This is a genomic window from Streptomyces shaanxiensis (genome assembly GCF_039537145.1).
Lineage (GTDB): Bacteria > Actinomycetota > Actinomycetes > Streptomycetales > Streptomycetaceae > Streptomyces > Streptomyces shaanxiensis.
Genome location: NZ_BAAAZY010000012.1, coordinates 694,837 through 713,741 on the forward strand (window position 1 = coordinate 694,837; position 18,905 = coordinate 713,741).

The following is an 18,905-nucleotide window of genomic DNA, read 5'->3' on the forward strand; positions in this document are numbered from 1 at the left end:
GACCGAGGCCCCTTCGACTCCGCTTCGAGCGGACCTCGAAGCCCTCTTGCCAGGGTGGAGCCCGTAGGACGGGCACACCACGGGGAGGGCCGGATGAGCACAGAGATCTTCCATGAGGATTTCACCGGGGGACTGGTGACCGAGGGACCGGGCGCGCCGTGGCGGCTGCGCCCGGTCGACGGTCTCCCCGAAGGAGACGGGGTGGTCCGCGGCGGGCCGAACGGCCTGGTGGTCGTGCCGAGCGCCGCCCACCCCCGGACCAGGCGGCCGGCGTTCACCGAACCGAAGCCCGGGCCGGACGGCGCCCCGCTCCATCTGCGCTGGGGTGCGTTCACCACCGGCGGCACCGCCTCGGCGCGCGGCGGGTTCACCGCGGTGCCGGGCGAACTGCTCTCGGTCACGGCCGAGGTGGGACTGCGCGGTTTCGGCCTGCGCTCCCATCCGTACGACGACGTGGCCGAGCCGACCGCGGACGCCCGGCTCGGCGCGGGCGGTCTGATCTCGGTCGACCTCGAGACCGGCATCATCTTCGACTTCTTCCTCACGCACAGCCGGCTCTACGCGGTCTACGAGCGCCTCGCGCTGCAGCCGGACGCCGATTTCGCGTCCTTCACCTACTGCGTCCCGGTCGCGGACCGCACGCCCGGCACGCTCCACCGGCTCCAGGTCGGTTACGACGCCGAGGCCGGTACCGCCCACTGGACGGCCGACGGGCAGGAGGTGCTGTCCGTGGACCGCATCGGCTTCCGCTCGCTGGACACGCGCTGGCTCCGGCGGGACAACGGCGGCCGGGAGGAGCTCGTACGGCCGCGCGGACTCAGCTTCGGCCTCGGGCTGTTCCTGGAGCGCTACTTCGGCCAAGGGATACGGCTGTCGGCCCGCCGGCTCTCGGTGTCCACCTCGCCCGCCGGTTCCCGCGACGCGTGATGACCGACGCGTGATGACCGACGCGTGACGCCCGACGCGTGACGACCGGCTCACGACGACCGACTCGTGACGACGACCAACGAAAGGCACAGCCATGCCCGATGAGAACAAGCCCGTACTGGTCCTCGGCGCCACCGGCAAGCAAGGCGGCTCCGCGGCCCGGTACCTGCTGGAACGCGGCTGGACCGTCCGGGCCTTCGTCCGCGACCCGGGCGCGCCCAAGGCCAAGGAGCTGCGGGAACTGGGCGCGAGCCTGCACACCGGCGACCTCGAGGACGCCGAGTCGGTGCGCGCTGCCATGAAGGGCGCCTACGGGGTGTTCAGCATCCAGACGCCGATGACACCGGCGGGCGTGGAGGGCGAGGAGCGGCAGGGCAAGATCTGTGCCGACGCCGCCCGCGACCTCGGCATCCAGCACTACGTACACAGTTCGGTCGGCGGGGCGGAGCGGCCGGAGGGCGTGAACTGGCGGCTGTCCAAGCTCGCGATCGAGCAGCGGATCCAGGAGAACGAGCTCAACTTCACCTTCCTGCGGCCGTCGTACTTCATGGAGAACCTGAACCACGACATGTCGCCCCTCGTCATGGAGGACGGCGCGCTGACCTTCCGGCGGGGGCTCGGGCCGACCAACACCCTGCAGATGATCAGCGGCCCCGACATCGGGTACTTCGCGGCCGACGCCTTCGACGACCCCGAGACCTTCGGCGGCGCCAAGATCGAGCTGGCCGGGGACGAGCTGACCGGCGAGCAGATCGCGGACGCGTTCGGCCGGCACACCGGGCTGCCCGCCCGCTTCGTCTCGGTGCCGATACCGGAGCTGCACCGCACGGGCTTCGAATGGCAGGCGATCTCGTACACCTGGCTCAACGGGATCGGCTATCACGCCGACATCCCCACGCTGCGCGCCCAGTTCCCGCAGATGCTCACCCTCGACCAGTGGCTGGCCAAGACCGGCTGGGCCCCGATGGACCCGGCATGAGCGGGGACACGATGACCCAGGAGCGCTCCCCTCTGGCGGCCGGGGCCGGCCGGATCGCCGAGCTGGCCGGGAAGCGGGCGGCCGACGCCGAGCAGCAGCGCCGGCTGAGCCCCGATGTCGTCCGTGCGGTCCTTCAGGCCGGTTTCGCCGCCCACTTCGTTCCGGTGGCGCACGGCGGCCGGGCCGCGACCTTCGCCGAGCTCGTGGAGCCGGTCGCGGTGCTGGGCGAGGCCTGCTCGTCGACCGCCTGGTACGCCTCGCTCACGGCGAGTCTCGGCCGGATGGCCGCCTATCTGCCGGACGAGGGCCAGGCCGAGCTGTGGTCCGCCGGCCCCGATGCCCTGATCGTCGGTGCCCTGATGCCGCTCGGCCGCGCCGAGAGGACGGCGGGCGGCTGGCATGTCTCGGGCACCTGGCCGTTCGTCAGCGTCGTCGACCACTCCGACTGGGCGCTGGTGTGCGCCATGGCGGGGCAGGAGCCGTGGTTCTTCGCGGTGCCGCGACAGGCGTACGGGATCGTCGACAGCTGGTACCCGATGGGCATGCGCGGAACGGGCAGCAACACCCTGGTGCTCGACGGGGTGTTCGTGCCGGACGCGCGGGCCTGCACCCGGGCGGCCATCGCGGCCGGCCTCGGTCCGGGTGCCGAGGCGATCTGCCACACCGTGCCCATGCGGGCGGTCAACGGGCTGGCCTTCGCCCTGCCGATGCTCGGCGCGGCCCGCGGCGCCGCGGCCGTGTGGACCTCGTGGATCGCCGCGAAGCTGGCCGGGCCGACCGGACAGAACGCCATTTCCTCCCAGGACCGGGTGCTGTACGAGCACACGCTGGCCCGGTCCACCGGCGAGATCGACGCGGCCCAGCTACTGCTGGAGCGGGTCGCCGCGGTCGCCGACGCCGGCGGGGTGACCGGCGAACTCGTCGGCCGGGGGGCGCGGGACTGTGCCCTGGCGGCCGAGCTGCTGACCGCCGCGACCGACCGGCTGTTCGCCTCCGCGGGCACCCGGGCGCAGGCGGAGGACAGCCCGCTGCAGCGCTTCTGGCGCGATGTGCACGCGGCTGCGAGCCATATCGGGCTGCAGTTCGGGCCGGGAGCGACGTTGTATGCCGGAGAGCTGCTGAGGAGGAGCAACGATGGCTGAAGTGAACGATCCCCGGGTGGGCTTTGTCGCCGTCGTCACCTTCGCGGTGGACGGCCCCGCCACCCAGCACAAGCTGGTGGAGCTGGCCACGGGCGGGGTGCAGGAGTGGATCCGTGAGGTGCCCGGCTTTCTGTCGGCCACGTATCACGCGAGCACGGACGGCACCGCGGTCGTCAACTACGCCCAGTGGGAGAGCGAACAGGCCTACCGGGAGAACTTCAGCGCCGACCCGCGCTCGGCGAAGCTGCGGGAGGCGCTGAGCTCTCTGCCCGGTCTGGCGGGACCGCCGAAGGCCGTCTTCATGACCCCGGAGGGGTCGATCCTGCCGTCCTGACACCGTCGTCCGCACCGTCACCGTCGTCCGCACCGTCACCGGCTCCGGCGACCAGGCCGGCGATGATGATCTCGAGTCCGAGCTCGAACCGGCGGTCGGAGTCGAGCGAGGTGATCGGGCCGGCCAGGTGGACCAGGTTCGGGAACTGGGCGGCCGGCAGTGACTTCAGGTAGCCATGGAGCTGGTCGGCGAACATGCCGGCCTGCTCCTGGCTCTGCTCCGCACCGGAATGCCGGGACGACTGCTCCAGGGCCTCCGCCGTGACGAAGGTCGACAGCAGATCGCCCCCGTAGGCGGCGAGTTCGTCCCGCAGGCCCCCCGCGCGCAGCAGGTTCAGGGTGCGCTCCATCCCCATGATCCCGTTGGGGCCGAGCGGGACCCGGTCGATCGCGATGCGTGCCACGTCCCGGTGGGCCAGGAACACCCTCCGCAGTGACCGGCACATCTCCTTGACCTGCTCCGCCCAGCGGCCCGGCTCCGGATCCGGGATCTCCACCTCGGTCAGTACGAGGTCGAAGACGAGGTCGAGCAGCTCGTCCCGGTTCCCCACGTGCGCGTACAGCGAGGCGTGCCCGGTCTTCAGCTCCTGCGCGAGCCGCCGCATGCTCAGCGCGTCGAGTCCCTCGGCGTCCAGGATGCCGAGCGCCGTGTCGACGATCCGGTCCTGGGACAGGGGCATGCGCGGCGGCGCCTTCTTCGGCCGGCGCCACGGAGGTACGGGGATCTCCTCGGGCATGGGCCTCCTTCCTTCGCATCGCAGCAGGTCGCAGACCTCATCGTAGGGCATCGACGGGCCACCGTTTCTTGACACGACCACCGTTCCACTATAGAACGGTGGTCGTTCATGGACCTATAGTCGAGAACCTCGGGGGATGCCATGAGTTCCGTTGAAGCAGACGAGCCGGACGGGGCCGTGGCGCCTCCGACGGCGCTGGTGTCCGGGCAGGACCCGGGGCCGGACGCAGCCACGGCCGAGCCCCCGGCCTATGCGCGCCGCTGGGCTGCGCTGGGTGTCATCCTCGGCGCCGAGATCATGGACCTGCTCGACGGCACGGTCATGAACATCGCCGCGCCCGCGGTCCGCGCCGACCTGGGCGGCAGCCTCAGCGTCATCCAGTGGATCACTGTCGGATACACGCTCGCCTTCGCCGTCCTGCTCGTGGTCGGCGGCAGGCTGGGCGACATCTACGGCCGCAAGCGCATGTTCGTCGTCGGCGCCGTCGGATTCACCCTGGCCTCCGTGCTGTGCGCGGTGGCGGGCAGTCCGGAGTTGCTCATCGCCGCGCGCTTCCTGCAGGGCGGGCTGGGCGCGCTGATGATTCCGCAGGGGCTCGGCCTCATCAAGCAGATGTTCCCGCCGAAGGAGACCGCGGCGGCGTTCGGCGCGTTCGGGCCCGCCATCGGGCTGGGCGCCGTGCTCGGCCCGATCGTCGCCGGATTCCTGGTCGACGCCGATCTGTTCGGCACGGGCTGGCGGTCCGTCTTCCTGATCAACCTGCCGATCGGGGCAGCCGTGATCATCGGTGCGGTGCTGCTGCTGCCCGAAGGCAAGGCGCCCGTGCGGCCGAAGTTCGACGTCGGCGGCATGCTGCTGGTGACGCTCGGGCTGACCCTGCTGATCTTCCCGCTCGTCCAGGGGCGCGAACGCGACTGGCCCGCCTGGACGTATCTGATGATGGCGGCCGGAGCGGCCGTGCTCGCCGCCTTCGTCGCCTACGAACTGCGGCAGGAGAAGCGCGGCGGTGCCACGCTCATCGAGCTCAGCCTGCTGCGCAGGTCCCGCTACGCCGCCGGCCTTGCGGTGGCGCTGGTGTTCTTCACCGGCATCTCCGGAATGTCCCTGCTGCTCGGCCTGCATCTGCAGATCGGCCTGGGCTTCAGCCCGACCCGGGCGGCGCTGACGATGACGCCCTGGTCGGTGTTCCTGGTCGTCGGCGCGATCCTGACCGGTGCGGTGCTGGGCGCGAAGTTCGGCCGCAAGGCCCTGCACGGCGGCCTCGTGGTCATGGCACTCGGCGTACTGATCATGCTGCTGACCATCGGCGACCAGGCCGGCGGACTGACCAGCTGGGAGCTCGTCCCCGGCATCGCGGTGGCCGGGCTCGGCATGGGCATCATGATCGGCCTGCTCTTCGACATCGCCCTGGCCGATGTCGACAAGCAGGAGGCCGGCACCGCCTCCGGCGTCCTCACCGCGGTCCAGCAACTCGGCTTCGCGGTCGGCGTCGCGGTGCTCGCGACGCTGTTCTTCGGGCTGCTCGGCTCCCAGGCCACGGCGAGTGTCGCCGACGGCGAGAGCCGGACCCGGGCCGAACTCACCGCCGCCGGGGCGACGTCGGCCGAGCAGGACCGGCTCCTCGCCGATCTGCGGGACTGCCTGAAGGAATCGGCGAGCCAGAAGGACTCCGAACGGACGCCGGACAGCTGCCGGAACATCCAGCAGGCCCGGCCGCAGCTGGCCGAGGCCACGGCTCGGGCCTGGCAGACCGCCCACACCGAGAACTTCAGCACCGCGATGGTCCGCACGCTCTGGGTCGTGATCGGACTGCTTGCGGTGGCCTTCGCGCTGGCCTTCCGGCTGCCGCCCAAGCCTCGTGAGGAAGAGGGTTTCTAGATGACACGCAAACTACTGGCCTGGCCCGGCGGCCGCCGGCTCAAGTGGCTGGTGCTCGTGGGCTGGATCGGACTGCTGATCGTGCTCCAGCCGCTGGCCGGAAAGCTCGGTGACGTCGAGTCGAACGACGCCGCCGCCTGGCTGCCCGGCAACGCGGAATCGACCGAAGTGCTCGAGCTCTCCGAGAAGTTCCAACCCGCCGACACCAGCCCGGCCATCGTCGTCTACGACCGCCCCTCCGGGATCACGGCCGCCGACGAGGAGAAGGCCCGGGCCGACGCCGCGGACTTCGCGGACGGCACCAACGTGGTGGGCGAGCCGTTCGGCCCGGTGCGCTCGGACGACGGCAAGGCCCTGCGCACCGTGGTCAACGTCCACCTCGGCAAGGAAGGCTGGGAGGGACTCAACGCGGCCACGAAGGATCTGCGGGCGACCGCGCAGCCCGACGCGCCCGACGGTCTCGGCGTCCATGTGACGGGCCCGACCGGCTATGCCGCCGACTCCGCGGAGTCCTTCAGCAGCGCCGACTTCAAACTCACCCTGGTCACCCTTCTGATCGTCGTGACGATCCTCGTCGTCACCTACCGCAGTCCGCTGCTCTGGCTGCTGCCGATGATCGCCGCGGGCATGTCCCTGGTCATCTCGCAGGCCATCATCTACCTGCTGGCCAAGAACGCGGGACTCACGGTCAACGCCCAGACGGCGATGATCCTCACGGTGCTGGTACTCGGCGCGGCCACCGACTACGCGCTGCTGCTCGTCGCCCGTTACCGGGAGGAGTTGCGGCGGCACGAGGACCGGCACGAGGCCATGGCCGTGGCGCTGCACCGTGCGGGTCCGGCCATCGTGGCCAGCGCCGCGACCGTCGCCATCAGCATGCTCGTCCTGCTGCTGGCCGCGCTGAACTCCACCAAGGGCCTCGGCCCGGTCTGCGCCGTCGGTGTGCTGGTCGGCCTGCTGTCGATGATGACGCTGCTGCCCGCCCTGCTGGTGATCTTCGGCCGCTGGATCTTCTGGCCGGCCCGGCCGAAGAACGGTACGGAGCCCGACGTCACCCGGGGCGTGTGGACCCGGGTCGCCCGGCTGGTCTCCGGCCGCCCGCGCGCGATCTGGATCACGACCAGCCTGGTGCTGGGGGCGGTGGCCGTGCTGGCCGTCACCCTGAACGCCGACGGGCTGCAGCAGAAGGACGGTTTCAAGACCAAGCCGGAGTCGGTGGTGGGCGAGGAGATCCTCGCCCGGCACTTCCCGGCCGGTTCCGGCGAGCCGATGGTCGTCATCGCCAAGGACTCCTCGGCCTCCGAGGTACGCGCCGCACTGGAGACGGTGCCCGGCGTCACCGAGGTCGCGAAGCCCGAGGTCAAGGACGGGCTGGCCTATGTCGAGGCGACGCTCAGCGCCGGAGCCGACAGTCCGGCGGCGATGGAGGCGGTCACCGCGGCCCGCGAGGCGCTCGGCAAGCTGGACGGGGCGGAGGCGATGGTGGGCGGCAGCAGCGCCGTCGTCCACGACATGCGCGAGGCGTCCAGCCGCGACCGCGGACTGATCATCCCGGTGATCCTCGCCGTGGTGTTCTGCATCCTCGCGCTGCTGCTGCGGGCACTCGTGGCCCCGCTGCTGCTGATCGCGAGCGTGGTGCTGTCCTTCTTCACCGCGCTCGGCCTCGCCGCTTTCTTCTTCAACCACGTCTTCGACTTCGCGGGGGCCGATTCCGCCTTCCCGCTCTGGGTGTTCGTCTTCCTGGTCGCCCTGGGCGTCGACTACAACATCTTCCTCGTCACCCGGATCAGGGAGGAGAGCAACCGGCTCGGTACCCGGCAGGGTGCGCTCAAGGGCCTCACCTCGACCGGTGGCGTGATCACCGCGGCCGGTCTGGTGCTGGCCGGCACCTTCGCCGCACTGGCGACGCTGCCGCTGGTCTTCATCGCCGAGCTCGGCTTCACGGTGGCGGTGGGCATCCTGCTCGACACCATGATCGTGCGCTCGGTCCTGGTCACCGCGCTCACCCTCGATGTCGGCCGGTGGATGTGGTGGCCGCACGCGCTCTTCCGGCGCGCGGACGCCCCCGAGGAATCAGCCGGAGGAGGAATTTCCGATTCCATGAATTCGGAGGCACCGGCTCCCGTTTCTCGGTAAAAGGACGGTAAATATAAATCAGCGCAGCTTGCTGCGCTGATTTATATTTGGACCAATTATTGATCTCTTGTGACAACAACCACGTTGAAGTGTGTCAAGTAGGCCTGTTATCGTCGCCCCTAAGAAAACGGAGAATCTCGACGGGGGCGCAGGATGAGATTCAATCTGTTGGGGCATGTTCATGTAATCAATGATACGGGGCGGTTAATTCCGCTTAAATCCTCGAAAGCGACCCAGCTCCTGGCGTTGCTGCTGCTCAGGCGGCATGAGGTGGTGGGCTCGGGGGTGCTCATCGAGGAGTTGTGGGGGGACGATCCGCCGCGCAGTGCCATGACCACCCTGCAGACCTACGTCTACCACACCCGCCGACTGCTGGCGGAGCACCAGGTGACAGGCGAGGGACGGGAGTTGCTCCTGACCCGGCCGCCCGGATACTTCGCTCTGATCGACGATGACGAGCTCGATGTCACGATCGTGGAGCGGCTGATCCGCGCGGGCAGCCGGCTGCTCGAGGAGAACCGGCCCGAGGAGGCGCTCGCCTCGCTGAACGCGGGACTGGATCTCTGGCGCGGACCGGCACTGTCCACCGTTCCGTGCGGCCGGGTGCTCGAAAGCCATATCGCTCATCTGGAAGAGCTCCGGCTCTTCGGAGTGCAGCTCCGCATAGATGCGAATTGGCGGCTGGGCAGGATAGGGCCCATGATTCCGGAGCTCCGGTCCCTGGTAATTTCACATCCGCTGAACGAGACCCTGCACGCCAAGCTGATGGGGGCGCTCTACACGGTGGGCCGGCGCGCGGAGGCGCTGGCGTCGTACCGAAATCTCAGGCAGATACTGTCCGACGAGTTGGGGGTGGACCCGACGCCGGAAATACAGCGCATGCATATGGAGATTCTCAACGGTGACCATGTGCTCGCGTAAACACCGGCCCGTGAATGCGGTGAGGCCCCTCGCAGTCCGCGAGGGGCCTCACCGCATTTCCCGGGCTGCCGGACGTCAGTAGTTCCCCAGGCCGCCGCAGACGTTCAGCGCCTGCGCGGTGACCGCGGCCGCCCCGTCCCCGATCAGATAGGCCACCATCTCCGCCACCTCGGAGGGCTGCACATACCGGCCGATCGGCACGCGCGCGGTGATGCGGTCGAAGGCCTCCTCGGTCGACACCTCCCAGATCTCCGAGTAGTGCTCGCGCACGTTCGCGGCCATCGGCGTCTCGACGAACCCGGGGCAGACGGCGTTCACCGTGATGCCGGTCCGGGCCAGTTCGAGGCCGAGCGCCTTGCTGAAGCCGACCACGCCGTGCTTCGACGCGGAGTACGGGGCGGCGTGCACCACGCCCTGCTTCCCGCCCGTCGAGGCGATGTTGACGATCCGGCCGGTTCCCCGCTCCAGCATGCCGCCGGCCTTCAGGACCTGCTTGGTCACCCGGAACACGCTGGTGAGATTGGTGTCGATCACATCCAGCCAGAGCTCGTCGGCGAGCTCGGCCGTGTCACCGCCGCCGGGCCGGCCCGCGTTGTTCACCAGGACGTCGACCGGACCATAGCGCTCCACGACCGCCGCCACGAGCTCCTCGATCTCGGCGACCGAGCGGACGTCGCAGGTCCGGCCGTCCGCCTCGACTCCCGCCTCCCGCAGCTCCTTGAGCGTGGTGCGCAGCGACTCCTCGCCGCGCGCGCAGATGAAGACCTGCAACCCCTCCTTACCGAGCCGTCGGGCGATCTCCAGCCCGATACCGCTGGTTGCACCCGTAACCAGTGCGACCTTCGAGACCTGCGTGGCCATGTGTCCCTCTCCCTGCTTAGTGGTCCCTCACCTGCCCAGCCTTGGGCGCCGGACTCGAGCGGCGGTCGAAGGGGAGTGGGGCGCGGCTGGGACGCCGCGGCGGTGGATCCGGCGTCGAGGGGCTCCGTATCGGCCTTCGAGCCGCTTTCGAGCCACGGGGCCCACGATGACGACGACCACCGGACGAACTCACCGAAGGAGCTGTTCGGATTGAAGCGCAGAGTCGTCATCACGGGCGTCGGCGTCCGCGCCCCGGGCGGGAACGGCACGCGGCAGTTCTGGGAACTGCTCACCTCGGGGCGGACGGCGACGCGCCGGATCTCGTTCTTCGACCCCTCGCCCTACCGTTCGCAGGTCGCCGCGGAAGCCGATTTCGACCCGGTCGCCGAGGGCTTCGGCCCGCGGGAGCTCGACCGGATGGACCGGGCCTCGCAGTTCGCCGTGGCCTGTGCCCGGGAGGCCGTCGCCGCGAGCGGGCTCGAGTTCGATCGCCTGGACCCCACCCGGGTCGGGGTCAGCCTCGGCAGCGCGGTGGCCGCCGCGACCAGCCTGGAACGCGAGTATCTGCTGCTGTCGGACTCCGGCCGTGAGTGGGAGGTCGACGCCGACTGGCTGTCCCGGCACATGTTCGACTACCTGGTGCCCAGCGTCATGCCGGCCGAAGTGGCCTGGGCGGTCGGCGCCGAGGGCCCGGTCGCGATGGTCTCCAACGGCTGCACCTCGGGCCTGGACTCCGTGGGACACGCGGTGCGGCTGATCGAGGAGGGCAGCGCCGACGTGATGCTCGCGGGGGCCGCCGACACCCCGATCACCCCGATCGTCGTCGCCTGCTTCGACGCGATCCGGGCCACCACGTCGCGCAACGACGACCCGGAGCACGCCTCGCGGCCGTTCGACGGCACGCGTGACGGCTTCGTACTGGCCGAGGGAGCCGCGATGTTCGTCCTGGAGGACTACGACAGCGCGCTGGCCCGCGGCGCCCGCATCCACGCCGAGATCCCGGGGTACGCGACGCGCTGCAACGCGTACCACATGACGGGGCTGAAGGCCGACGGCCGCGAGATGGCCGAGGCCATCCGGGTCGCCCTCGACGAGTCCCGCAGCAACGCCACGGACATCGACTACATCAACGCCCACGGCTCCGGCACCCGGCAGAACGACCGTCACGAGACCGCGGCGTACAAGCGCGCACTCGGCGATCACGCCCGGCGCACCCCGGTCAGCTCGATCAAGTCCATGGTCGGCCACTCGCTCGGCGCGATCGGCTCGCTGGAGATCGCGGCCAGCGTGCTCGCCCTGGAACACGGCGTGGTGCCACCGACCGCGAACCTGCACACCAGCGACCCCGAGTGCGATCTCGACTACGTCCCGCTCGAAGCGCGGGAGCGGAAGCTCGGAACCGTCCTCACCGTGGGCAGCGGCTTCGGCGGCTTCCAGAGCGCGATGGTCCTGCGCAGCGCCGAGGCGGCGGGGGCGATCGCATGAGCGTCCTCATCACCGGAGTCGGCGTCGCCGCACCCAACGGCCTCGGCCTGGAGCCGTACTGGGAGGCCGTGCTGGCCGGCCGTTTCGGCCTCGGCCCGGTCACCCGCTTCGACGTGAGCCGGTACCCGGCCACGCTCGCCGGCCAGATCGACGACTTCCACGCGCCGGACCACGTCCCGGGCCGCCTGCTGCCGCAGACGGACCCCTCCACACGGCTCGCGCTGACCGCCGCGGCCTGGGCACTTCAGGACGCGAAGGCCGACCCGGAGTCGCTGACCGACTACGACATGGGCGTGGTCACGGCCAACGCCTGCGGCGGATTCGACTTCACGCACCGCGAGTTCCGCAAACTGTGGACCGAGGGCCCCAAGTCGGTCAGCGTCTACGAGTCCTTCGCGTGGTTCTACGCGGTGAACACCGGCCAGATCTCCATCCGGCACGGCATGCGCGGCCCGAGCAGCGCCCTGGTCGCCGAGCAGGCCGGGGGCCTGGACGCCCTCGCCCACGCCCGCCGCACGATCCGCCGCGGCACGCCGCTCGTGGTCTCCGGCGGGGTCGACTCGGCACTCGACCCATGGGGCTGGGTCTCGCAGCTCGCCGGCGGGCGGGTCAGCACCGCCACCGACCCGGCGAGGGCCTATCTGCCCTTCGACGAGCAGGCGGCCGGCTACGTCCCGGGCGAGGGCGGCGCCATCCTCGTCCTGGAGGACAGCGCCGCGGCCGAGGCCCGGGGCCGGCACGACGCGTACGGCGAACTCGCGGGCTGTGCCTCGACCTTCGACCCCGCCCCCGGCTCCGGACGGCCCCCGGGCCTGGAGCGCGCGATCCGGCTCGCGCTGACCGACGCCGGGCTCGGCCCCGAGGACGTCGACGTCGTGTTCGCCGACGGCGCGGGCGTGCCCGAGCTGGACGCCGCCGAGGCCCGGGCCATCGGCCAGGTGTTCGGCAGCCACGGCGTGCCCGTCACCGTCCCGAAGACCACGACGGGCCGCCTCTACTCCGGCGGCGGCCCGCTCGACGTGGTCACAGCCCTGATGTCCCTCCGCGAAGGCGTGATCCCGCCGACCGCGGGAGTGCGCTCCGTACCGCAGGAGTACGGCATCGACCTGGTGCTCGGCGAACCGCGCACCGCGCCCCTGCGCACCGCCCTGGTTCTGGCCAGGGGCCGCTGGGGCTTCAACTCGGCGGTCGTCCTGCGCCGTCCCGTACCGACCCCTTGACGAAACTGAGAACTGGAGACAGCAATGGCAACTCTGCTGACCATCGACGACCTGCGCCGCATCCTCATCGAATGCGCCGGTGAGGCGGACGGAACGGACCTGTCCGGCGACATCCTCGACACCCGCTTCGAGACCATCGGCTACGACTCGCTCGCCCTGATGGAGACCGCCGCGCGGCTCGAGAGCAGCTACGACGTGGCCATCCCCGACGACATCGCGGCCCGCGTCGACACGCCTCGGGAACTGCTCGACCTGGTCAACGGCGCGCTGGCCGAGGCAGCATGAGCCGGCCGGGAGAACACCGGGTGGTCCACACCCTCAGGACCCCGGCCCCGGCGCGCCGGCTGTACGAGCTGGTCGCGCGGGCCGAGCTCTGGCCGGCCGTCTTCGAACCCGCGGTGCACGTGCGGATCCTGGAGCGCGGCCAGGGCACGGAACGCTTCCAGATCTGGGCGAGCGTGGCCGGACAGGTGAAGACCTGGACGTCCCGTCGGACGCTGGATCCCGATGCCCTGCGGGTCACCTTCCGCCAGGAGCGCACCCAGCCGCCCATCGCCTCGATGGGCGGGAGCTGGGAGTTCCGGCGGGACGGCGACGGCACCGAGGTCGTGCTGACCCACGACTTCGCCGCGGTCGACGAGGCCGCCCTGCCGGGGCTGCGCGCGGCGCTGGACGTGAACAGCGAGAAGGAGCTGGCCGCGCTGGCCCGGCTCGCGGAGCGGCAATTCCCGGTCGAGGAGCTCCTGTTCACGTTCGAGGACACGCTCCAGGTGCCGTCCGGGGACGACGTCTACGCCTTCATCGAGCGCAGCGACTTGTGGCCGGACCGGCTGCCGCACGTGGGGAAGGTGACGCTGACCGAGGAGGCGGCGGACACCGGATCCCCCGGCGTTCAGGACATGACCATGGAGACCGTCACCGCCGACGGCAGCACGCACACGACCCGTTCGATCCGGCTCTGCTTCCCGGGCGAGAGCATCGTGTACAAGCAACTCGTCCCGCCCGCCCTGCTCACCGGACACAGCGGCGCCTGGCTGTTCGACAAGAACGACAAGAACGACAAGAACGAGAAGGACACCGTCACCGCCCGCCACACCGTGGCGATCGACCCGACCCGGATCGAAGAGGTCCTGGGCGAGGGCACGACCGTCGCCGACGCCCGCGCCTATCTGCGTGAGGCGCTCGGCGCCAACAGCCGGGCCACGCTCAACCACGCGGCTGCAGCTGCAGCTGCAGCCTCGGCCGCCGCTGCCGCCAGGCCGGCGCCATGACGGCCGCCGTCCATGAGGTCGCCGAGGGGGTCTACGCCTACGAGCAGGCCCCCGGCGGTTGGTGTGTCAGCAACGCGGGCATCGTCGTGGGCGGCGACGGCGCGCTCGTCGTCGACACGCTGTCGACGATCCCGAGGGCGCGGCGGCTGGCCGAGACGGTCGACAAGCTCGCCGCGGGCCCCGGCCGCACCGTGGTCAACACCCACTTCCACGGCGACCACGCGTTCGGCAACCAGGTCTTCCCGCCGGGGACGCAGATCATCGCGCACGAGGACATGCGGACCGCCATGGTGACGACGGGCCTGGCCCTCACCGGGCTCTGGCCGCGCGTCGACTGGGGCGAGATCGAGGTGACGCCGCCGACGGTGACCTTCCGCGACCAGCTCACCGTGCACGTCGGCGAGCGACGGACCGAACTGCTCTGCGTCGGCCCCGCGCACACCGACCACGACGTGGTGGTCTGGCTGCCCGAGGAACGGGTGCTGTTCGCCGGGGACATCGTCATGTCGGGCGTCACCCCGTTCGTGCTCTTCGGTTCGGTGTCCGGCACGCTGGCCGCGCTCGACCGGCTGGCGGAGCTGGAGCCCGAGGTGGTCGTCGGCGGGCACGGCCCGGTGGCGGGACCCGAGGTGCTCGACGCCAACCGGGAGTACCTGCGCTGGGTCCAGCGGCTTGCCGCCTACGCGGCCGACAGCGGACTGACACCGCTCGAGGCCGCGCGCGAGGCGGACCTCGGCGCCTACGCCGACCTGCTGGACGCGGAGCGCCTCGTCGCGAACCTGCACCGGGCGCACGAGGAGCTGCTGGGCACACCGCCGCGGGACGCCATGGAGATCTTCTCGGAGCTGGTCGCCTACAACGGTGGGCGGCTGCCCACCTGCCTCGCTTAAGGAGTCGAAGATGGCCGCCGACCAGGGAATGCTCCGGGACGCCATGGCCCGGGTGCCGGCCGGGGTGGCGCTCGTGACCGCCCACGACCGCGGGGGAGTCCCGCACGGTTTCACCGCCAGCTCGTTCGTGTCCGTCTCGATGGAGCCACCGCTCGCGCTGGTCTGCCTGGCCCGTACGGCCAACTCCTTTCCCGTGTTCGACAGTTGCGGCGAGTTCGCGGTGAGCGTGCTGCGCGACGACCACACCGAGCTGGCGATGCGCTTCGCGCGCAAGTCCGCGGACAAGTTCGCGGGCGGGGAGTTCGTCCGCACCGCACGGGGCGCGACCGTGCTCGACGGAGCGCTCGCGGTCGTCGAGTGCACGGTCCACGAGCGCTACCCGGCGGGCGACCACATCATCCTGCTCGGCGAGGTCCAGTCCGTGCACGTCGAGGAGAAGGGGGCGCCCGCGGTCTACGTGGACCGCAGGTTCGCCGCCCTGTGCTCGGGGACGGGCGCCTGCCTGTCCGCCGCCGAGCGGGGCGCGCACGCGCACGCCGGCTGAGGAGAGTTGAGGAGGAACCATGTCCGTGACCGACGAGGTGACCGGCGAGCTGACCGGCGAGCACCTGGCCGGCCTTGCTCGGATCCGGGCGCAGGCCGAGGCCGGCCCGGGGGAGCAGGCGACCCGGGCGCAGCACGCCAGAGGGAAGCTGACGGCCCGGGAGCGGATCGCGCTCCTGCTGGACCCCGGCTCCTTCCAGGAGGTGGAACAGCTGCGCCGGCACCGGGCGAGCGGCTTCGGGCTGGAGCGCAAACGGCCGTACACCGACGGCGTGATCACCGGCTGGGGCACGGTCGACGGCCGGACGGTCTTCGTCTACGCGCACGACTTCAGGATCTTCGGCGGCTCGCTCGGCGAGGCACACGCCGCGAAGATCCACAAGATCATGGACATGGCGCTCTCGGCGGGCGCTCCGCTCGTGAGCCTCAACGACGGGGCCGGGGCACGGATCCAGGAGGGCGTGTCCGCGCTGGCCGGCTACGGCGGGATCTTCCGGCGCAACACCCGTGCCTCGGGGGTGATCCCGCAGATCTCGGTGATGCTCGGCCCGTGCGCGGGCGGCGCGGCGTACTCGCCGGCGCTGACGGACTTCGTGTTCATGGTGCGCGAGACCGCGCAGATGTTCATCACCGGCCCGGACGTGGTCAGCGCCGTCACCGGCGCTCAGCTCACCCAGAACGCGCTGGGCGGTGCGGATGTGCACGCCACGACGTCCGGGGTGGCGCACTTCGTGTACGAGGACGAGGAGACGTGCCTGGCGGAAGTGCGCTACCTGCTCTCCCTGCTGCCCTCCAACAACCGGCAGAACCCGCCCGTCCACCCCTCGGACGACCCGGCGAACCGACTCACCTCCACGCTCTACGACCTCGTGCCGCAGGACGGCAACCAGCCGTACGACATGCACAAGGTGATCGAGGAACTCGTCGACGACGGCGACTGGCTGGAGGTCCACGAGCGCTGGGCCCGGAACATCGTCTGCGGCCTCGCCCGGCTGGACGGCCAGGTGGTGGGCATCGTCGCCAACCAGCCGCAGACGCTGGCCGGGGTACTGGACATCTCGGCCTCGGAGAAGGCCGGCCGCTTCGTGACGATGTGCGACGCCTTCAACATCCCGATCGTCACCCTGCTCGACGTGCCGGGCTTCCTGCCCGGGGCGGACCAGGAGCACGGCGGCATCATCCGCCACGGTGCGAAACTCCTCTACGCCTACTGCAACGCCACCGTCCCCCGCGTCTCCATCGTGCTGCGCAAGGCCTACGGCGGCGCGTACATCGTGCTGGACTCCCAGTCCATCGGCGCCGATCTGACCTTCGCCTGGCCGACCAACGAGATCGCGGTGATGGGCGCGGAAGGCGCGGCCAACGTCATCTTCCGGCGCGAGATCGCCGCGGCCGACGACCCCGAGGCCAAGCGCGCCGAGATGGTCAAGGAGTACAAGTCCGAGCTGATGCACCCGTACTACGCGGCCGAGCGGGGCCTGGTCGACGATGTCATCGACCCGGCGGAAACCCGCGAGATCCTGATCCGCTCGCTCGCGATGCTGCGTACGAAGCACGCCGACCTGCCGTCGCGCAAGCACGGCAACCCGCCGCAGTGAGCGCGACGGTCGGCGCGGTCGCCGCCGAACTCCGCGTCGAGAAGGGCCGGGCGAGCGCCGAGGAGATCGCGGCACTCACCGCGGTCCTCCTGGCGCGGGCCGCCGCCCTGCCCGAGCCCGCCCCGGGGGACTGCGCCGCCGGCACGGCGGGCTGGCGCCGACTGGAACGCACGCCCGGGTTCCGCGCGCCGCACAGCTGGCAGGAGTCCGGCTGACGGCGCGGCGGCGGCCGACCGGCCTCAGACCAACTCGGGCTGCGGTGCCGCCTGCGGTGCCGGCACCGCCTTCGGCTCCCACAGTCTGGTGGTCCGTACATAGCCGTAGATCACGGAGATCATCGCCAGAATGAGAAGTGGTCCGTACACCCACGGAACTCGGGCCATCTCCATCGGCAGATAGCGATAGGAAAGCAAGAGCGCGACGAACACCGCCGCACCATAAGCGACCAGTTGGATTCCGGAACGGTCCCAGCCACGTGCCTGCGAGCGCAGAGCGGCCTCGATCGTAAGCGTGAACACCACGCCGGCGATGAGATCGACGCCGTAGTGATAGCCGAAGCCCAGCGTCGCGCCCAGTGTGGCAATCAACCAGAACGTTCCCGCAAAACGCAGAACGCGTGGGCCTTTTCGGGTGTGAATGAAGATCGCGGTGGCCCACGCCGTGTGCAGGCTGGGCATGCAGTTGCGGGGAGTGATCCCGTCGAACGGCATCGAGTACGGGGGAGTGATCGGCGGTGCCGTCTCCGGCCAGATGTTGGCCGTCGCCCAGTGCACGCCGCCGGTTCCGAAGGCGCCCGGGCCGTAGGCGAAGATCGGTCCGACCACCGGGAAGATCATGTAGATGCCCGGCCCGAGGAGGCCTATCACCAGGAAGGTGCGCACCAGATGGTGGCGCGGGAAGCGGCGCTCGGCCGCCACATGCCGCAGCTGGTACAGCGCGACGACGACCGCGGCCACCGCGAGCTGAACGTAGACGTAGTCGAGAACATGGGCGCCGACCGGGCCGGTTGCCCTGACGATCCGGCCCACCAGCCACGACGGGTTGCCCAGTGCGTGATCGGCGACGGCCAAATACGGGTCGAGCACCGTCGGGCGGGTCTTCGCCGTGATGAGCAGCCAGGTGTCACCGGTCTTGCGGCCGGCCACCAGCAGCAGGCCCAGCGCGACGCCCTTCAGCAGCAGGACGCGTTCGCGGCCCGTGCGGCGTGTGACCGCGATCACCGCCACGCCGAGGACCACCCACAACGCGCCGTTACCGAACGGGTGGCCTTCGGTCACCCTGGCGCCGATCGCCCACCGCACCACGAAGACGGTGGCGTCGATGCCGAGCGCGGTGCCGACCGCGATGAAGCGTTGCCGCCGGGTGAGCACCACCATCGTCAACGCCATACCGGCGTACAGCAGGAATCCCGATTTCGGGGCGAATATCGCCTCTCGCGCCTGAAGGGTGATCGGCCCCGGTATGCCCAGGCGACGCGCGGCGATCTCCAGCGCTATGAGGGATCCGAGGGTTGCCACACCCACCGTGGCCCAGAGCACCGCCCGTGGTTGACGCCATATAGATATCAAGTGATCGGCCGATTTGTTAGTGGTTAAGAGGGATCGTCAGTTAGGCCGATCATGTTATCGGAGCGATGTGTGTGGTTATCCCGGGACGTGTCCGGCGTCACGTCCGTGCCGTTCCAGCGGAGCGTGACGTCCAGGTGGGCGCCGGCACTGGCGCTCGACAGGACCGCGCCGAGCTTCGCGTCCAGGACGACGCCGAAGGCGACCTCCACCTCGTCGGGTCGCTGGGCGAGGGACCGGAACCCGCCGATCACATCGGACGCGGCCGCGGTGACCGGCGCGAGCGCCTCGCGCAGGGACTGTGCCGCGCTCTCCAGCCGTGTCCCGAGTCCCACCGCCCCGGTACCCGCGCGGGCGGGTGGGGCGACGAGGACGACGGTGCCGTCGGAGAGGGTGAACTGGACTGCGTCCGGCATGGC

General features: G+C 70.6%; 19 protein-coding genes. 15 read left to right on the plus strand and 4 right to left on the minus strand.

Annotated features, from left to right (window positions below; translation table 11 throughout):
• The first annotated feature begins 93 nt into the window (after window positions 1-93).
• The 4 genes from ABD932_RS26180 to ABD932_RS26195 all read left to right on the plus strand — a co-directional run bounded on the left by ABD932_RS26180 (window position 94) and on the right by ABD932_RS26195 (window position 3,382).
• On the plus strand, window positions 94-927 hold the full coding sequence (locus ABD932_RS26180) for a DUF6081 family protein (protein ID WP_345015952.1): 834 nt from the start codon (window positions 94-96) through the stop codon (window positions 925-927).
• A 94-nt stretch (window positions 928-1,021) separates the two neighbouring features.
• A complete protein-coding gene (locus tag ABD932_RS26185) occupies window positions 1,022-1,906 on the plus strand; it encodes an NmrA/HSCARG family protein (protein ID WP_345015953.1) in 885 nt (294 codons plus the stop codon).
• Entirely contained in the window at window positions 1,903-3,048 is a 1,146-nt protein-coding gene (locus ABD932_RS26190) for an acyl-CoA dehydrogenase family protein (protein WP_345015954.1), read from the plus strand. Before ABD932_RS26185 ends, ABD932_RS26190 begins: the two co-directional genes overlap by 4 nt.
• Window positions 3,041-3,382 carry an antibiotic biosynthesis monooxygenase gene (locus tag ABD932_RS26195; RefSeq protein ID WP_345015955.1) on the plus strand — a complete coding sequence of 114 codons (342 nt, stop codon included), beginning with the start codon at window positions 3,041-3,043 and terminating at the stop codon, window positions 3,380-3,382. Before ABD932_RS26190 ends, ABD932_RS26195 begins: the two co-directional genes overlap by 8 nt.
• On the opposite strand, the gene ABD932_RS26200 is transcribed toward ABD932_RS26195, so the two are convergent.
• A complete protein-coding gene (locus ABD932_RS26200) occupies window positions 3,348-4,169 on the minus strand; it encodes a TetR/AcrR family transcriptional regulator (protein WP_345015956.1) in 822 nt (273 codons plus the stop codon). The genes ABD932_RS26195 and ABD932_RS26200 overlap by 35 nt on opposite strands.
• Window positions 4,170-4,259: 90 nt before the next feature.
• Here ABD932_RS26200 and ABD932_RS26205 point away from each other — a divergent pair, with 90 nt between their 5' ends.
• From ABD932_RS26205 to ABD932_RS26215, 3 genes are all read left to right on the plus strand, one after another.
• Window positions 4,260-5,996, plus strand: coding sequence for an MFS transporter (locus ABD932_RS26205; protein ID WP_345015957.1), 1,737 nt, complete (start codon window positions 4,260-4,262; stop codon window positions 5,994-5,996).
• Window positions 5,997-8,132 carry an MMPL family transporter gene (locus ABD932_RS26210; protein WP_345015958.1) on the plus strand — a complete coding sequence of 712 codons (2,136 nt, stop codon included), beginning with the start codon at window positions 5,997-5,999 and terminating at the stop codon, window positions 8,130-8,132.
• A 153-nt stretch (window positions 8,133-8,285) separates the two neighbouring features.
• Complete coding sequence (locus tag ABD932_RS26215) at window positions 8,286-9,053, plus strand: AfsR/SARP family transcriptional regulator (RefSeq protein ID WP_345015959.1); 768 nt, start codon at window positions 8,286-8,288, stop codon at window positions 9,051-9,053.
• Between the two features lie 75 nt (window positions 9,054-9,128).
• Here the strand turns inward: ABD932_RS26215 and ABD932_RS26220 are convergent, their stop codons facing one another.
• Window positions 9,129-9,914 carry a 3-oxoacyl-ACP reductase gene (locus ABD932_RS26220; RefSeq protein ID WP_345015960.1) on the minus strand — a complete coding sequence of 262 codons (786 nt, stop codon included), beginning with the start codon at window positions 9,912-9,914 and terminating at the stop codon, window positions 9,129-9,131.
• 75 nt (window positions 9,915-9,989) lie between these two features.
• On the opposite strand from ABD932_RS26220, the gene ABD932_RS26225 reads away from it, so the two are divergent.
• The 8 genes from ABD932_RS26225 to ABD932_RS26260 are packed head-to-tail and all read left to right on the plus strand — an operon-like array spanning window position 9,990 to window position 17,136.
• Window positions 9,990-11,399, plus strand: a complete 1,410-nt coding sequence (locus ABD932_RS26225) for a beta-ketoacyl-[acyl-carrier-protein] synthase family protein (RefSeq protein WP_345015961.1) — start codon at window positions 9,990-9,992, stop codon at window positions 11,397-11,399.
• Entirely contained in the window at window positions 11,396-12,619 is a 1,224-nt protein-coding gene (locus tag ABD932_RS26230) for a ketosynthase chain-length factor (RefSeq protein WP_345015962.1), read from the plus strand. Before ABD932_RS26225 ends, ABD932_RS26230 begins: the two co-directional genes overlap by 4 nt.
• 24 nt (window positions 12,620-12,643) lie before the next feature.
• Window positions 12,644-12,904: an acyl carrier protein gene (locus tag ABD932_RS26235; protein ID WP_345015963.1), complete on the plus strand. Its 261-nt coding sequence runs from the start codon at window positions 12,644-12,646 to the stop codon at window positions 12,902-12,904.
• A complete protein-coding gene (locus ABD932_RS26240; protein ID WP_345015964.1) occupies window positions 12,901-13,890 on the plus strand; it encodes an aromatase/cyclase in 990 nt (329 codons plus the stop codon). The genes ABD932_RS26235 and ABD932_RS26240 overlap by 4 nt, the downstream gene beginning before the upstream one ends.
• Entirely contained in the window at window positions 13,887-14,780 is an 894-nt protein-coding gene (locus ABD932_RS26245; RefSeq protein WP_345015965.1) for an MBL fold metallo-hydrolase, read from the plus strand. Before ABD932_RS26240 ends, ABD932_RS26245 begins: the two co-directional genes overlap by 4 nt.
• A gap of 10 nt (window positions 14,781-14,790) precedes the next feature.
• Complete coding sequence (locus ABD932_RS26250) at window positions 14,791-15,324, plus strand: flavin reductase family protein (protein ID WP_345015966.1); 534 nt, start codon at window positions 14,791-14,793, stop codon at window positions 15,322-15,324.
• A 19-nt stretch (window positions 15,325-15,343) separates the two neighbouring features.
• Complete coding sequence (locus ABD932_RS26255) at window positions 15,344-16,921, plus strand: acyl-CoA carboxylase subunit beta (protein WP_345015967.1); 1,578 nt, start codon at window positions 15,344-15,346, stop codon at window positions 16,919-16,921.
• Window positions 16,918-17,136 carry an acyl-CoA carboxylase epsilon subunit gene (locus ABD932_RS26260; RefSeq protein ID WP_345015968.1) on the plus strand — a complete coding sequence of 73 codons (219 nt, stop codon included), beginning with the start codon at window positions 16,918-16,920 and terminating at the stop codon, window positions 17,134-17,136. The genes ABD932_RS26255 and ABD932_RS26260 overlap by 4 nt, the downstream gene beginning before the upstream one ends.
• Window positions 17,137-17,160: 24 nt before the next feature.
• Here the strand turns inward: ABD932_RS26260 and ABD932_RS26265 are convergent, their stop codons facing one another.
• Both ABD932_RS26265 and ABD932_RS26270 read right to left on the minus strand, forming a co-directional pair.
• Complete coding sequence (locus tag ABD932_RS26265) at window positions 17,161-18,459, minus strand: phosphatase PAP2 family protein (protein ID WP_345015969.1); 1,299 nt, start codon at window positions 18,457-18,459, stop codon at window positions 17,161-17,163.
• A gap of 53 nt (window positions 18,460-18,512) precedes the next feature.
• Window positions 18,513-18,902, minus strand: a complete 390-nt coding sequence (locus ABD932_RS26270; protein WP_345015970.1) for a CU044_2847 family protein — start codon at window positions 18,900-18,902, stop codon at window positions 18,513-18,515.
• Window positions 18,903-18,905 lie beyond the last annotated feature (3 nt).

Excerpts from the sequence above, each read along its gene's own strand:
- ABD932_RS26180 (WP_345015952.1), top strand. The coding sequence starts at position 94 with ATGAGCACAGAGATCTTCCATGAGGATTTCACCGGGGGACTGGTGACC.
- ABD932_RS26185 (WP_345015953.1), top strand. The coding sequence starts at position 1,022 with ATGCCCGATGAGAACAAGCCCGTACTGGTCCTCGGCGCCACCGGCAAG.
- ABD932_RS26190 (WP_345015954.1), top strand. The coding sequence starts at position 1,903 with ATGAGCGGGGACACGATGACCCAGGAGCGCTCCCCTCTGGCGGCCGGG.
- ABD932_RS26195 (WP_345015955.1), top strand. The coding sequence starts at position 3,041 with ATGGCTGAAGTGAACGATCCCCGGGTGGGCTTTGTCGCCGTCGTCACC.
- ABD932_RS26200 (WP_345015956.1), bottom strand. The coding sequence starts at position 4,169 with ATGCCCTACGATGAGGTCTGCGACCTGCTGCGATGCGAAGGAAGGAGG.
- ABD932_RS26205 (WP_345015957.1), top strand. The coding sequence starts at position 4,260 with ATGAGTTCCGTTGAAGCAGACGAGCCGGACGGGGCCGTGGCGCCTCCG.
- ABD932_RS26210 (WP_345015958.1), top strand. The coding sequence starts at position 5,997 with ATGACACGCAAACTACTGGCCTGGCCCGGCGGCCGCCGGCTCAAGTGG.
- ABD932_RS26215 (WP_345015959.1), top strand. The coding sequence starts at position 8,286 with ATGAGATTCAATCTGTTGGGGCATGTTCATGTAATCAATGATACGGGG.
- ABD932_RS26220 (WP_345015960.1), bottom strand. The coding sequence starts at position 9,914 with ATGGCCACGCAGGTCTCGAAGGTCGCACTGGTTACGGGTGCAACCAGC.
- ABD932_RS26230 (WP_345015962.1), top strand. The coding sequence starts at position 11,396 with ATGAGCGTCCTCATCACCGGAGTCGGCGTCGCCGCACCCAACGGCCTC.
- ABD932_RS26235 (WP_345015963.1), top strand. The coding sequence starts at position 12,644 with ATGGCAACTCTGCTGACCATCGACGACCTGCGCCGCATCCTCATCGAA.
- ABD932_RS26240 (WP_345015964.1), top strand. The coding sequence starts at position 12,901 with ATGAGCCGGCCGGGAGAACACCGGGTGGTCCACACCCTCAGGACCCCG.
- ABD932_RS26245 (WP_345015965.1), top strand. The coding sequence starts at position 13,887 with ATGACGGCCGCCGTCCATGAGGTCGCCGAGGGGGTCTACGCCTACGAG.
- ABD932_RS26250 (WP_345015966.1), top strand. The coding sequence starts at position 14,791 with ATGGCCGCCGACCAGGGAATGCTCCGGGACGCCATGGCCCGGGTGCCG.
- ABD932_RS26255 (WP_345015967.1), top strand. The coding sequence starts at position 15,344 with ATGTCCGTGACCGACGAGGTGACCGGCGAGCTGACCGGCGAGCACCTG.
- ABD932_RS26270 (WP_345015970.1), bottom strand. The coding sequence starts at position 18,902 with ATGCCGGACGCAGTCCAGTTCACCCTCTCCGACGGCACCGTCGTCCTC.